At 43.7% G+C, this 12,735-nt stretch carries 13 protein-coding genes; 7 read left to right on the top strand and 6 right to left on the bottom strand.

What is annotated here, in order from left to right:
- Positions 1-26: 26 nt before the first annotated feature.
- The 5 genes from AB4307_RS18830 to AB4307_RS18810 all read right to left on the bottom strand — a co-directional run bounded on the left by AB4307_RS18830 (position 27) and on the right by AB4307_RS18810 (position 6,591).
- On the bottom strand, positions 27-2,315 hold the full coding sequence (locus tag AB4307_RS18830) for a dynamin family protein (RefSeq protein WP_372132936.1): 2,289 nt from the start codon (positions 2,313-2,315) through the stop codon (positions 27-29).
- Between the two features lie 48 nt (positions 2,316-2,363).
- Positions 2,364-3,275: a dynamin family protein gene (locus AB4307_RS18825; protein ID WP_372132933.1), complete on the bottom strand. Its 912-nt coding sequence runs from the start codon at positions 3,273-3,275 to the stop codon at positions 2,364-2,366.
- On the bottom strand, positions 3,272-4,171 hold the full coding sequence (locus AB4307_RS18820) for a helix-turn-helix transcriptional regulator (RefSeq protein WP_372132930.1): 900 nt from the start codon (positions 4,169-4,171) through the stop codon (positions 3,272-3,274). The genes AB4307_RS18825 and AB4307_RS18820 overlap by 4 nt, the downstream gene beginning before the upstream one ends.
- 166 nt (positions 4,172-4,337) lie before the next feature.
- A complete protein-coding gene (locus AB4307_RS18815; RefSeq protein ID WP_048668995.1) occupies positions 4,338-4,985 on the bottom strand; it encodes a HEPN domain-containing protein in 648 nt (215 codons plus the stop codon).
- 844 nt (positions 4,986-5,829) lie between these two features.
- A complete protein-coding gene (locus AB4307_RS18810) occupies positions 5,830-6,591 on the bottom strand; it encodes a transporter substrate-binding domain-containing protein (protein WP_372132927.1) in 762 nt (253 codons plus the stop codon).
- Positions 6,592-6,877: 286 nt separating this feature from the next.
- On the opposite strand from AB4307_RS18810, the gene AB4307_RS18805 reads away from it, so the two are divergent.
- The 4 genes from AB4307_RS18805 to AB4307_RS18790 all read left to right on the top strand — a co-directional run bounded on the left by AB4307_RS18805 (position 6,878) and on the right by AB4307_RS18790 (position 10,035).
- The gene (locus AB4307_RS18805; RefSeq protein WP_017062229.1) at positions 6,878-7,927 is read left to right on the top strand and encodes an HlyD family secretion protein; all 1,050 of its coding nucleotides are present in this window, start codon (positions 6,878-6,880) and stop codon (positions 7,925-7,927) included.
- Between the two features lie 72 nt (positions 7,928-7,999).
- Positions 8,000-9,013, top strand: coding sequence for a DUF2955 domain-containing protein (locus AB4307_RS18800; RefSeq protein ID WP_017070267.1), 1,014 nt, complete (start codon positions 8,000-8,002; stop codon positions 9,011-9,013).
- Complete coding sequence (locus tag AB4307_RS18795) at positions 8,976-9,443, top strand: MarR family winged helix-turn-helix transcriptional regulator (protein WP_017062227.1); 468 nt, start codon at positions 8,976-8,978, stop codon at positions 9,441-9,443. Before AB4307_RS18800 ends, AB4307_RS18795 begins: the two co-directional genes overlap by 38 nt.
- A 52-nt stretch (positions 9,444-9,495) precedes the next feature.
- Positions 9,496-10,035 (top strand): lipocalin family protein, encoded by a 540-nt coding sequence (locus tag AB4307_RS18790; RefSeq protein ID WP_017062226.1) that lies wholly within the window; start codon positions 9,496-9,498, stop codon positions 10,033-10,035.
- Between the two features lie 64 nt (positions 10,036-10,099).
- On the opposite strand, the gene AB4307_RS18785 is transcribed toward AB4307_RS18790, so the two are convergent.
- Positions 10,100-10,438 (bottom strand): hypothetical protein, encoded by a 339-nt coding sequence (locus AB4307_RS18785; protein WP_081324485.1) that lies wholly within the window; start codon positions 10,436-10,438, stop codon positions 10,100-10,102.
- A 237-nt stretch (positions 10,439-10,675) separates the two neighbouring features.
- Here AB4307_RS18785 and AB4307_RS18780 point away from each other — a divergent pair, with 237 nt between their 5' ends.
- The 3 genes from AB4307_RS18780 to AB4307_RS18770 all read left to right on the top strand — a co-directional run bounded on the left by AB4307_RS18780 (position 10,676) and on the right by AB4307_RS18770 (position 12,674).
- On the top strand, positions 10,676-11,509 hold the full coding sequence (locus AB4307_RS18780) for an AraC family transcriptional regulator (RefSeq protein WP_372132925.1): 834 nt from the start codon (positions 10,676-10,678) through the stop codon (positions 11,507-11,509).
- 104 nt (positions 11,510-11,613) lie between these two features.
- Positions 11,614-12,342, top strand: a complete 729-nt coding sequence (locus tag AB4307_RS18775) for an AzlC family ABC transporter permease (RefSeq protein ID WP_372132922.1) — start codon at positions 11,614-11,616, stop codon at positions 12,340-12,342.
- A 2-nt stretch (positions 12,343-12,344) separates the two neighbouring features.
- Positions 12,345-12,674 carry a branched-chain amino acid transport AzlD family protein gene (locus tag AB4307_RS18770; RefSeq protein WP_029235696.1) on the top strand — a complete coding sequence of 110 codons (330 nt, stop codon included), beginning with the start codon at positions 12,345-12,347 and terminating at the stop codon, positions 12,672-12,674.
- Positions 12,675-12,735: the final 61 nt, after the last annotated feature.

The following is a 12,735-nucleotide window of genomic DNA, read 5'->3' as shown; positions in this document are numbered from 1 at the left end:
GATGTTCTCAGTGGGTCAGTAACGAGTTAAAACAGTAAGATGGCTTCCAGCTCTTGCTTGATAGCGCGAATCTCGTCGATATCAGTTTTTGCTTGAGCAATGGCGTTTTCGCGCTGAGTTTGGTTCTCAACTTTTTGTTCTAGATCGGCGAGAATGGCTGCAAACTTGGTGCTAAATTCGCCTTCCAAGAAGGCAAGGTAGTTATCAATCAGCTTGTCCTTGTCTTCTCTAATACGTTGAACAGCGTCGCCCTTTAAGGAAACAAACTGATTGCGGATTGCGATAATCCGCTCCTTCCAAAGTTCTGGAAGATCAACATATTCTTTATCGCCATATACTTTAACTGTCTCAGTATCTCCCCAAGTCCAAGGTTTATACCAAGTCGAAGTACTTCTTTCGTATGAATCAACCACCACTTTTTTGGTTTGCACTTCATCACTCTTCAATTCAATATTGAGAGAGAAAGAGCTTATAGATTTCTTCAGTGACTGAAATACGGGCAACTCCAATGTGCGACTCTCAGGAAACAGTTGCGCTACATGATTTTGATACTCTTGATGCAACTCCTGTTTAATAATTTCTTGTGAGCTCAGGAATGCCTTCTCGTACTCATTAATACTGCGATTAAACAGAAACTTAATGTCTTTAGACGCAACATCGATTTTGGACTCAGCCTCTCTGATACAGACATCACCGATAAACAAGTCGCCCAACTCCCCAATACGTGTGAGGATGTCTATTTCTAAATCATTCAGAGCATTGTGCACGTCCATTGGCAGGTCGCGGCCTTCTTGTTTGAGTTGCTCTTTGTAGGCCTGTGTATTGAAGCCCTGATTACGACGCGCCTTTAGGCTTTGAATTTCTGACTGAAGTATCGAAAGCGTTTGCTCATCAATCTCTAATTGTTTGATTAACTCTGCTTCTTGCATTCCACACTCGATAGCCGCAGTCATGGCCAAATGCGCGCGGTTTAATCGCATTGGGAAGCTGTATTTATTGATGTACTCATCGATAACTGCTTCAACACCCGGTAAGCCACTGTTGAGCAGAGCGCGCCACATGGATTGGTCTTGTAAAGCTTCATCATGTTGCGTCTTTTCCTGCATCGCAGACATGACAGAGGTGCTGACTGACATATATTGCGGGAACGCCATGCTTGGCTCTTCCAGCAACAGGTCGGCAATGTTTGTTTTGTCGTTACGCTCTGCACGAGTTAATTCACCTTGCTTACGCAGCAGGTAGGCCATACGTGCGGAAACAGGGAAGAGGTTAGGATCGTGAATGCCGTTCTCTTCGAGGTAGCTTTTCACGCGATTTAGCGCTTCTTCAATGTTCTCATCGCGTTCGGGGTCGAACATGTCCATCTTGTTCACCACAAACAGGAAGCGGTCCTTACTTTGTTTACCGCCTTTGCTCATTGTGTCAGCAACAAGTCTTAGCAACTGAGCATCGTCGTTAGTGCCCAACTGTGTCGCATTCAACACATAGATAATGAGTGGATTACGCTTCGAATCCTGGATAAAACCTAATGTCGTGCGCTGGTGTTCAGGATCTTGACTGTTATTCGGCCCTGGGGTGTCGGTCAGCACGAGACGGACATTGTTGTTTTCTTTGATAGCGCGGATATTGCCGTTCAACGTGATGGTTTTGGTTTCACTGTCAGCGTTCCACGCCTTCATTGTTGCCAAGTCAACGGCGTCATTGTGCTCAATGAGATTGCCATTGCTGTCGAAACGTTCGCCGTAAAAAGCGTCGCCTTGGGTTTTGTCGTCGAAAATGTGGGCAATGGTCGCGGTGGTTGCTTCGTTCGCTGCAGGCAGCAAGTCTTGTCCTAGCACCGCGTTAATAAAGGTGGATTTGCCTGAAGACATGGTGGCGACCACATACGCGTCAAAATCATTGTTCAATGCGTCTTCGAAGTCTTGCTTGGCTTTTAAATCGCTATTCGCTAGGTAGTCGGCAAACTTTGGCGACTCTTCGCTGACACGTGTCATTAGGGCTTTGATTTTTTCAAGGCGCTCTTCTGCTGGCGCAATAGGATTGAACGCTAACTCAATGTTCATTCCATTTTGTGTAGCTTTTCGCTTTGCTTCTTCAATGTCATTAAAGTCGGATTCGACGCCTGTGAACTCAATAAAGAAGTCTTTGCTGCCGTTAAAAAGTGCCTGCAAGTCATCAAAAATCTGCTCTACCCAAAGCTGCAATCTCTTGGAGCTATATGCCGTGATATTCGAGCTTTCAGATGGCGAGTGACCATTAATGAGAAATTCAGTTTCTACTAAAAACGGGTTATGCGTTATAGCAATGTTATTCATAGTAAAGTCTCGTTTTTATATAAGATAAAATGTTTTAAACAAGCAGGTCTAGGCTACGTTAATAATGAGAGCATTCACCAAGCTCAAACCGGTGTAATCAATGAAGGCGTTCAACTCGCCTTGACCGAACGTGGGTTCTGACTGCTTTGAGGCTCTCGCCAGCCTTTTTCGAACGTTCTTTTTTAGTGCAAATGGTGCCGAAGCAGCACTGTTAAAGTGAAAAGGTTTTTCTCGAAAACGTGCCAATTCAGCCGCGAGAATATTTCGCTCTGTACGCCTTAGCTGGACGAGATTGAGCGATTTTTTTGCTATCAAAGCAGGCTGTGCCATGAGTGGTATGATCTTAGGTTTTTTGTAACCAAGGCCTTCTAAATATTTTTGTGCTAAAGAGACATAGTGCTTGGCGGTCTCTCCCTTTTCTTCGTCTAAAGAATCCACTTTATTCAGTGCAAAAATGACGGGTTGTTTTGGGTTGGTTTCTCGAATCGTGCGAATGATCTCAGCGTCATCGGTTGTGCCTAGTTGGGTCGCATTAAGAACGTAAAGAATCGGACTTTTCGGGTAAGCTTTTATCGCGTTAATAAACTGCTTTTTGTGTCTCTTGTCCCTGCTGTTGTTGGCGCCGGGAGTGTCAATCAATGTGTGCCCCGCTAACATTGAGTGCAGCTTGTTTCCTGAATGTGGAATGACTACTTCAAAAGCGCTGATTTGATCAGAACTGTTCCATATTTTTATTTGTTCGTCACAAGGATTTTGGGTTGATTCAAAGATGGCTCCCGTGTGGGAATAAGCTTTTGCGCTTGGCTTTGTTTTAGTACCTACGGTTATGCGTGCGACTTTGGTGGTTGTTGCTTCATTGCCTGTTGGTAACAACTCTTTCCCGAGAAGAGCATTAATAAGCGAAGTTTTCCCTGCACTCATGGAGGCGGCTACGAGTATGTTTTTTGTTTTGTTCTTCATGATACTGCGCTTTCCGTTTCGTTGTTTGTTTGGTCTATCCAAGACGTTAAATTTTTTCGTATGTAGGTATTGAGCTCACAAGGAGATATAACTCGGATATTAGGTATCCAATACTGAATAACTGGGGCCACTTGGTTGTAACTCCATACTGAAGTTGCAATAACAAGAGAACCATCAGGCTTTTTTTCTATGATTTTTTGACTAGGAAGTAGGGCTTTACGTTCGAAATAAAAGGCAATTTCACGAGACACTTCTAAGGTGACGTTAAAGGTAGAATGTCCAAACCAAATAGTGTCTTGCTCTTTAATTTTTTCGACGACTGACGTGTCATACTCAAAATGTTCTTTTTGAACACAAATGAACTTGATGCGTGCAAGTGAAAAAGTTTTCACTACTCCTTCTGATATTGCCGCTAAATACCAACTACCATGGCTGTAAACCATGAGGTATGGCGAAACTGTCCGTGATTTATCTTTGTATAAGAAGCTAACGTTTCGTCGATTTTTAATTGCAGCCTCAAAGGAGCTATGAAGCGACGAAATAAAGTCTGCTTCAAGAGGTTGCTCCTGAAAGTGATAGCAATCATTATTCAAGTCATTGACAAATCTTCGAAGAAATTGAGCGGCTTTGAGAGGAAGCGCTTTTTTTAACCCAAGATCATCAATCAAACGAACAAGATCTTGTTCGTTGTACTGGCTCCTAGCTGATATCGACAGGTGGTAGTGTCCAGTTTCTGGGCAACGTTCGAGTATGGCGCATAAGCGGTCAAAGTCTCTGCGTATTGTTTTCGTGCTTACCTGATATTGTTCAGCCAAATCCTTGATACATAAGGACTGCCCAGCGTATGCCCTCGCAGTTATGTCGGCTAAACGATTGGCAAGGATATGGCTCTTCATAAATTGACGTTATACCTAGAGTTTGATTGATAGTGTGAAATATACAGCGAGGTGTGGACAGGTTGTGTCTCTTGGGAAGCCTGCGTATTCACTTTTCCTCATTCATTTCATTGCTGTGATCTTTTTCACACTATTATTTGAGCAAGATACTGAGCTATTTTTCTGCCTATGCTTGTACTAACGGATATACCGCGTCACCCCATAACTCTTTGTTACCATCCATCATAAGTTCAATGATGGTGGGTACTATATTGGATAACAATGAGGTGCAATCACGCAGTTGCTCACGATTTGCTTGACTGTTGTATGTAGCACCGCCGTGAAGTATTTGGTTTCTCAGAGTGTAGAGCCTTGAAAAAACGATACTCAAAACCGTAGTTGTATCTCCACTCGCCAGTGCACTATTTGCTGCGGCTTTGGCATTCCACTGTTCTTGCTTCCATTGCTCTTCAGTGATTTGTCCAGACTGAAATTTCCAAAAAGCTTGTAAAATAAACTCATTGTTTAAGATCAGCCTGATAGACGTAGAATATTGAGACCAGACGATTTCAGATAACTTCTTCGATGTATCTAAGCGCTCTATTTTTGCCACAAACTCTTGATATAGACCGCGTTCACTAAAATCAGGCCTAGAGTCAAAGCTCTGAGCGTAAGCTGCGTTGAAAGCTATCCAAAGGAATATAAACTGAGAGTCATAATCTTCACATTGCTCCGCTTTATTAAGCCAGCTCAAAGCTCGATGGACGCGTAATGAAAGGGATTGTGGGTAGGATTCTCGTTCCCGTCTATGACGCTCTTTAAGTCGCTGATACACTTAATAATTCTCCTATATTGAACTATCGTCTAACATTGCATTAATTAATGAATTATGCAATAGGTTCATTATAAAATTATGAGTTAGTCAATACTTACACCGTTGGGTAAAATTATTCCGTGCTGTACTGATAGTTTCAGTACACTCCGGTTTGGATATCGGAACTGTTTAATAGCGCCATCATGGTGTTGTATAGTGAATGAATTATTGCTTTGTATTAGCGGTTTTTGCCATTTCTATCTCGCCGAGTCGTGAGTAGTAGATTGGAGGTAAAATAGGATAGCCTTTGGTTTTGCGTAGTTATTTACTTCAAATTATTACGCGTATTGCAAGTTGTTATTAATAATAGCTTTGCTTAGATTCCTCTATCATCATAACACCACAAAAGTATACGGATACTCCTCGATGGTAAGGTCGGAAGAAACGGTTGTGAGCTCGACGGTATTATAAGGTAGGTTTCTGTCTTTGCCGTGTCCATCTGCACATCTCTGTCTGGCTGTTGAAATTTACTTAGTTGACGTTGGCGTGAATGCCTAATTGGTTGCGGTCCAAAAACTTGTTACACGCATGTCCACTATATCTTTCTATAGGATTAGTTGGAGTGTGGTAATTTTACTACGTTGAATTTTAGTCGTTGTTCAAATTTGCAGACTTTTGATGCAATGTTATGCGAACTTATGTTGCAAATAGTATTTTAACTTATTGATAGTTGGTTCTCGTTATGAAGACTTATGTTGCAAGCATCACCTTAAAAAAGCCGCTCTTTATGAGCGGCTTTTTGCTATCTGATGCTTTCTAAAGTGAACACAGTTCGCAATTAGTTTAGTCCACACTGCATACCAAACTATTCGTAAATGCTGTATGAAAAATACTTACTTGCGATTTTTTGATGCTGACCATTGTCGATCAAGCGCTGGATACCGTCATCACTAAGATCTTTGAGTTCATTATCTTGTTTTCGTACCGCGACACCAATACCACGCCCGAACCATTTTTCTTCTGTAAATTTAGGACCCGTAAAGTGGTAGTCCTTACCTTGCTCCGTTTCAAGAAAGCCCGTATTGAGTCCCATAGAACCACCAAACACGCTATCTAGGCGCCCGTTGAGTAAATCGGTAAAGGCTTCGTCGAATGATCCATAACGCTTGATATCTACATTTGGGTAGATCTCGGAAAGGTATTTGTCACCAATGGTAGCGCGCTGAACTCCAATTGTTAGTTCATTTAAGCTGCCGTCATCCATATTGATTTCACGCCCTTTTTCCATGACAAAACGAGTGGGAACTTTAGCGTAAGGCATCGTGAAGTTAACTTTCTTTTCACGTTCTTCGGTAATTGTCATAGCCGCTATAATTGCATCGTTTTTACGGCTTAAAAGCGAAGGGATAATCCCGTCCCAGTCAGTTTTTGAGATGATACATTTTACTTCTAATTCGACACACAAGGCGTTGGCTAAATCGACTTCAAACCCCTCTAATTCACCATCTTGCGTTGTCCAGCTGAATGGTGGGTATGCTCCTTCCACCGTAAATCGGATTTGCTTCCAATCTTTTGCGTAAGTAAATACTGAGAAAACACTGACGAATACAACAAATATCCACTTCATTTTTATTTCCTTATAGTTTTAATGGATAAGTTGGTTAATCAAATGTTAAAGAATGTCAATGTTAATGCATATCATTGTGAGCAAAGGCATTAGATAACTTCTGGAACTCTTGCTTCCCAAACTAACTACACGACTTCTTCTTATCTAAATTTCTATTTATATCTTTCATAAACAGTAGCTTGCTGTACTTCTCGCAAGATCTTTAAGATACTCACCTTTGATTTATGTTGCATCTGAAACAAAAATCAATACAATGAGCGCATTATTTTGTTGCAGGTGAAACATTATGGCTAATAAAGCGTATCAATGGATGCTCTATCTAACACTTGGCACCAGTGCCTTGTTTGCTCTTTTCTTGGTGGCAAGTGACAACCTTGCGCCGTTCACAACTCAAGCTCAATTGCACATTCCAACCAGCCGTATTGCTGCAGAAGTGTCGGCGCCAGTGGTGGAGTTGGCTGTTAAGAATGGTCAGGATGTAAAAAAAGGGGAACTGCTAGTTCGCTTAGATCCAACTCGTTTTGAATTGGCGTTAACTCAGGCTGAAGCGGCTTTGGTTGAAGCAGAGCAAAGCTATGAAGCAAACAAGCAGCACTTGCATGGCGCGGAAGCGACGTTACGTCAGCGCCAACACGAAGCTCTGAATGCCGAGAGAAAATTGAAGCGTAACCAGCAATTGATTTCGAGAAAACTTGTTAGCCAAGAAACGCTAGACGATAGCCGATCGGACACGATTGTAAGACAGCAAGCCGTCGAAGCTGCGCAAGCCGATATTGAGCAGATAAAAGCTGAGCTTGAGAAAAGCAGCGACAACGGTGCTTTGGCTGTTGCTCGAACTCGCGTTGAACTGGCGCAATTGGATTTGGACAAAACGACAATCGTCGCGCCTGTTGATGGCGTAATCAGCAATCTCAACCTTAACTCAGGAACCTATGTTGGCGCTGGCAGCCCCGTTTTGTTTTTGGTTGATCGCCAGCATGCTTGGATTAACGCAGACTTCAACGAAAAGGGCAGTGCAAATCTGACTGCGGGAACAACCGTTCGTTTGGTGTTTGATGCAATGCCTGGTGAGGTGTTTGAGGGAAATATTCAAGGTCGTGAACTGGCTATCTATGATGCGAGCAGCGACAACAGCGGCCTCGCGAAAGTCGTGAATGATGATCGCTGGATTCGAGACCAACAAAAAGTGCGTACACAAGTAACGTTGCCGTCACTTGATCACTCATTGTTCTCAGGCTCTAAAGTGAGCGTGATGGTGGTGCCTGAAGCGACGTTTTGGGATGTGATCGGAAGTGCATGGATGGAAGTGCTAGCTCGCATTCGTTACCTAGTTTAACTGTGCTCTTCAATCATCGACTAACTGACTACCCACTGACGAAATAACGATTTACGACCTAAGAGGCAGATTATGAATAACGAAGTTCGAGGCCCGATTAACTGGTCTGAAGTAGCTTGGATCAGCGCTATCGTGTCTTTGGGTATGTTGGCTCAACTTTGGCTACAGCTAGGTGTTGCGGCGTACCTCGCTCTTTATCCGGTAATGGCGGCGACCAAGATTAACGACTACTCAGTGAGAGGTATGCTCAAAGCGTTTCTCCCTATCTTGGGTGTCGCTTGTGTGGCTCTGCTTGTCGATCAGTTATTTGCCTCACACCCGGCAGTGGTTTGGGGGATCAGTTTATGGGTATTTGATTTAGCAAGAAGGTGGGCCGACACGCCTGCCAAACTTGGGAAAATCTACATCCCATTGCTCAATTGGTTTTTGGTGATTGTGTTTGCACAACATGGCCCAATGCCGATGACGGACTGGGTTCGCGATATAGCAGTGAGCATGGTGACGACCATGGTTGTGGTGAGATTTGTGATGCTGTTCTTAAAGCCGCCCAAAGCGATGTCGCCGCTGCCAATGCAAAGTGTTCCTGTGACGTACCAGCAGCGAGTGATATATGTGGTCATGCTTGGAGTTGGTTTAGCATTTTTGATGATGGTCGATTTGATTGCCGCGACGTTCTGTATGATGCCTGTGATTATTGCGGCTGCGCAAAGTGAACGCATGAACTATCAAATGGTGGTGAAAAACTGTTTACAAGCCCACGTTGGTGGTTGTGCATTGGCGTTGGTCTTCGTAACCTTGTTAGCGGGGCAACACTCCTATAATTGGGTGTATATCATTGGACTAACAAGCTTGGTGACCATGATAGCAATTTGGATCAGCGGCAGTCGTGGTGGCGTGCGAGGTATGCATACTGAAGCGATGTTAGGAACTATGCTACCATTGCAACTCTATGTTTCAGCAACCGATCTTGGTTTGCAAGATACCTACTTTCGTGCAGAGTTAATGTCCATCGTGTTGGTATTATTAGTGGTCTGCCAAGGAATTATATATGGAAAATCAACCAGCATTATCCATCACCGGAATTGATGCACTCGACAGCAATCCTATGTTCTTAATGGGCTTTGCTTACAAACAGTTTCGAGCTCAAGTCACCGCTGAGATGGGCACCACTTCGGGCATTTCTCTAGAGATGTTTGGTGCGCTTCGAGTGTTAGATAAGCATGGCAAAATCACTCAGCAAGAGTTAACCAATTACTTGCTTCGAAATCGCTCTGTGACCAAGCGTTTGGTTGATAACGCGATTAAGCTGAACCTTATTGAGGCCAGCAAGAGTGAAACGAACAAAAAGGTAAAACTTCTTTCTTTAACGGAAGAGGGCAAGAAGCTTGCCGAATATTGTGAGCCTATGGTCGATAGTATCAGCGAGCAGTTTCAGAGTGCGTTGAGTGAAGACGAATCCAAGCAGTTACAGACCTTGTTGGCTAAGCTTGTAAAAACAGACCAATTCGTCGACTGATTATGCGATCGAAGGTGTGGGTCTAATAACAATCGAATAAAGAGTAAGTGACATGACATACAAAATATTAGCGATGCTAATGATTAAGCTGTTGTTTACGTTTCGTGGCAGTAAACCTACGTCTAAAATCCCCGCCTCTGACTTTGATGCCGAACGCTTCGCTGGTACATGGTATTCCGCTTGTTTTATCCCGCATCCATTGCAATCAAAGCTCGGTTCTTTGTCGTTTAGCTTTTTATTTGAATCTGACGGTAATCTTAAGCTGACAACTCGAGGCTACAACGCGAAAAAGAATGAGTGGAAGACCAAAGAACAAGCCGCAACATTTAAGGGCTCTCAAACCGAAGCGTGGTTTTCAGTCGAAGCGAATAGCCCTTATGAGAAGCAGAGAAAGGTAATTTTCTTGAATGAAGATTACACTCAGGCTTTGTTGGTGGGTCCTACCAAAAATACCTTACAGATCTTGTATCGCACTGCAGAGTTCACCAAACAAGACTTAGACTCGCTGATTGAACGGGCGCAGAGCATGGGTTTTAAAACCAGTAAGCTAGTTCGTGTGTCACAACATATCAATGATGTGCCTGAACAATAAAGTAAGTTCGGCTAGTCCTGACTAGGTAGCTCGGCTAATAAGCAAACAACATTGCTAACCCGTTCTAATTCGCTGGCAACACCACTGCCGACGCTTCTTCCTCTGAATCTTCTTTGCCTTCTACTTGGTCAGCAACCCAATCGATTGTCTTGGTTAAATAAAGCTTATTAGTTTCGGTGTCACACCAACTTTTTGATAACCCTCTTCGATTGAATTCACTGCCAATTGCTGCGAGTGTCTGGTTGCTTGAGCGCCCGTAATACAAGGTGTCGCACAGTTGCAGGTCCGACATCGATTGAGGATATGTATTGACTGACGAGGAGTTCATGCTCAGTGCTTTGGATTGGTTATGAGTGCACCCTGCTAGGCTCAGGAAAAAGAAAAGGATCAGTGTATTTTTCATGTTGTATCAGGTCTATTGCCGATGATTTGAAGAGAGTATTGCCATGATTGCCACACTAATTTGTCAATTTCTCGCCAACTAGTTATAGACCAAGACTTTCCTCCCAGTTAGAAAGAGTTATTAAGCCAACGATAAAAACAGTATTAACAAACAAAAGCGCAATTTTGTACAAAAGCTGAAAGAGCCTATAGAGTAGACTGATAAGTCGCTCGATAATTAACAGGCTTGGGAATTGTTATGGAGAACAAGAAACGCTCTAAAGAGAAGGCCGAATATAAGATAACCGAAGAGCTCGGCGGCCTTGAAATTCTTAATGCTGAATACGAAAAGCAGAACTTCTCGCGCCACAGCCACGAGGGCTATACGCTGGGAGTCATCGAGCAGGGCGCTCAGCGTTTCTATCGAACGGGCGGGCATCATATAGCACCACAAGATGCGATTATTCTGGTCAATGCCGACGAAGTTCATAGCGGTCACTCTGCCACTGAAGGCGGTTGGGCGTATCGAGCCATGTATCCACTCCCAGAGCAACTTGCCAAGATCACTCAAGAGCTTAACCTACCGAATTACGGCGCGCCTTATTTCCCAAGAGCGGTTGTTGAAGATCCTGAACTCGCCAATCAATTGAGATTAGTCTTTAACACGATTGATGAATCTGATAATCGCTTGTTAAGAGAAACCTTGATGTACGGAATGTTGGTTAAACTGATTAGCCGACACGGAAAATCGCCGCTTAACCCTCAACTCGATGGGAAAACTCAGCGCCAGCTTGTCTTAGTGAAAGAGTTCTTAGATGATTTTCCACAAGCCGATGTGTCCCTAGACGAACTATCTAAGTTAGCGGCATTGAGTCCGTTTCACTTAGTGCGTTCTTTTCAAAAAGAGTTTGGTCTTCCGCCACATGCGTATCAAATCCAATCTCGGTTAAGGCTTTCGCGTAAGTTATTGAAACAAGGACATACCATTTCAGACACCGCGCAAGAGTCTGGCTTTCACGACCAAAGCCATTTTCATCGACACTTCAAAAAGGCCAATGGCTACACGCCGGGGCAATACATTAAAATGCTCTAAATCGGACACCTTAATTGGTTCGCGAAATCGAGCAAGTTTGTACAATCGAACCGACTCCACTCTTCTTACATTGAATAGCGAATGTAAAGAGAGAAAAGAATGATATGGATAGTGAAACAATGGATAGACGAACACAGTTATGGAAAGGCGTTTTAGCGGGAATGCCTTTGAGTATTGCGGTAATCCCTTGGGGAATTCTAGCCGGTTCATATGCGATAGATGCCGGATTGAATCAACTTCAAGCGCAAGCGATGTCGGCTATTTTGTTTGCTGGCTCAGCGCAACTTGTCGCTGCGGGTATGTTCAAAGCGGGTATTGGTTTAGGCACTATGTTGTTGACCACACTGTTCATCACCTCAAGACACTTTCTGTATAGCGTATCGATGCGTGACAAAATTAGCCATCTTCCTGCGCGTTGGCGTCTATTACTCGGATTTTGGCTCACCGATGAGCTGTTCGCGATTTGTAGTGGGCAGTCTCAGAATGAATTTAATCGCTGGTATGCTGCGGGTGTAGGCGGCGGTTTTTATCTTGTTTGGAATATCGCGAGCTTTGTTGGCATTGTCGCGGGAAGCCAAATTCCATCACTTAACGAGATTGGGCTCGACTTCGCGGTCGCAGCAACCTTTATTGCGTTAGTTTTTCCATTAATCAGAACAGTGCCTGTCGTCGTATGTGTGGTGGTTTCATTGGTCACTTCAGTTGCTATGTCGGTTAACAATATTGAGGGCGGGCTAATGATTGCAGCGATTGCCGGAATGTTAGCGGGCTTTATCAGCGAATCGTTCCAAGAGCGAAACAACGGTAACAAGACAATCGTGGAGGGGAAATAGAGATGATTTGGTTAACGATATTCCTCATGACTGCGATTGTTTTCTTTAGTCGGTATTTGTTTCTTGAGCCTGCAATCCCGCTTCGACTCAATCAAACCGCAAGGCGCCTATTGCGCTATTCAAGCCCAGCGGTGCTGACTGCGATTTGGGGGCCAATTGTATTTGCTCCTGAACAAACATTTTGGCCAAGCCTTGAAAACCCATACTTAATAGGCGCGGTGGTCACAGGTCTGTTGATTTGGAAAACAGGCAATGTGTTGCTAACGATCGGCGTCAGCATGGCGGTGTTTTTGTTCTATAACCTTGTCGCGGTTGATTTCCTTTTTTCTTGAGCTTCAACGTCAACTTAGGCTTTGTGTTTCTCCTATTCTTTAAGGTTCATCGCGGCTTTCC

Origin of the sequence: Vibrio sp. 10N.261.52.C2, from assembly GCF_041471425.1 — a bacterium.
GTDB lineage: Bacteria > Pseudomonadota > Gammaproteobacteria > Enterobacterales > Vibrionaceae > Vibrio > Vibrio crassostreae_C.
The sequence above is the reverse complement of the archived record's forward strand: the minus strand, read 5'-3'. Positions and strand labels throughout refer to the sequence as shown.

What these genes read in the sequence shown, in the direction of transcription:
- AB4307_RS18830 (WP_372132936.1), bottom strand. Translation starts at nt 2,315, where the DNA reads ATGAATAACATTGCTATAACGCATAACCCGTTTTTAGTAGAAACTGAA.
- AB4307_RS18825 (WP_372132933.1), bottom strand. Translation starts at nt 3,275, where the DNA reads ATGAAGAACAAAACAAAAAACATACTCGTAGCCGCCTCCATGAGTGCA.
- AB4307_RS18820 (WP_372132930.1), bottom strand. Translation starts at nt 4,171, where the DNA reads ATGAAGAGCCATATCCTTGCCAATCGTTTAGCCGACATAACTGCGAGG.
- AB4307_RS18810 (WP_372132927.1), bottom strand. Translation starts at nt 6,591, where the DNA reads ATGAAGTGGATATTTGTTGTATTCGTCAGTGTTTTCTCAGTATTTACT.
- AB4307_RS18805 (WP_017062229.1), top strand. Translation starts at nt 6,878, where the DNA reads ATGGCTAATAAAGCGTATCAATGGATGCTCTATCTAACACTTGGCACC.
- AB4307_RS18800 (WP_017070267.1), top strand. Translation starts at nt 8,000, where the DNA reads ATGAATAACGAAGTTCGAGGCCCGATTAACTGGTCTGAAGTAGCTTGG.
- AB4307_RS18795 (WP_017062227.1), top strand. Translation starts at nt 8,976, where the DNA reads ATGGAAAATCAACCAGCATTATCCATCACCGGAATTGATGCACTCGAC.
- AB4307_RS18790 (WP_017062226.1), top strand. Translation starts at nt 9,496, where the DNA reads ATGACATACAAAATATTAGCGATGCTAATGATTAAGCTGTTGTTTACG.
- AB4307_RS18785 (WP_081324485.1), bottom strand. Translation starts at nt 10,438, where the DNA reads ATGAAAAATACACTGATCCTTTTCTTTTTCCTGAGCCTAGCAGGGTGC.
- AB4307_RS18780 (WP_372132925.1), top strand. Translation starts at nt 10,676, where the DNA reads ATGGAGAACAAGAAACGCTCTAAAGAGAAGGCCGAATATAAGATAACC.
- AB4307_RS18775 (WP_372132922.1), top strand. Translation starts at nt 11,614, where the DNA reads ATGGATAGTGAAACAATGGATAGACGAACACAGTTATGGAAAGGCGTT.
- AB4307_RS18770 (WP_029235696.1), top strand. Translation starts at nt 12,345, where the DNA reads ATGATTTGGTTAACGATATTCCTCATGACTGCGATTGTTTTCTTTAGT.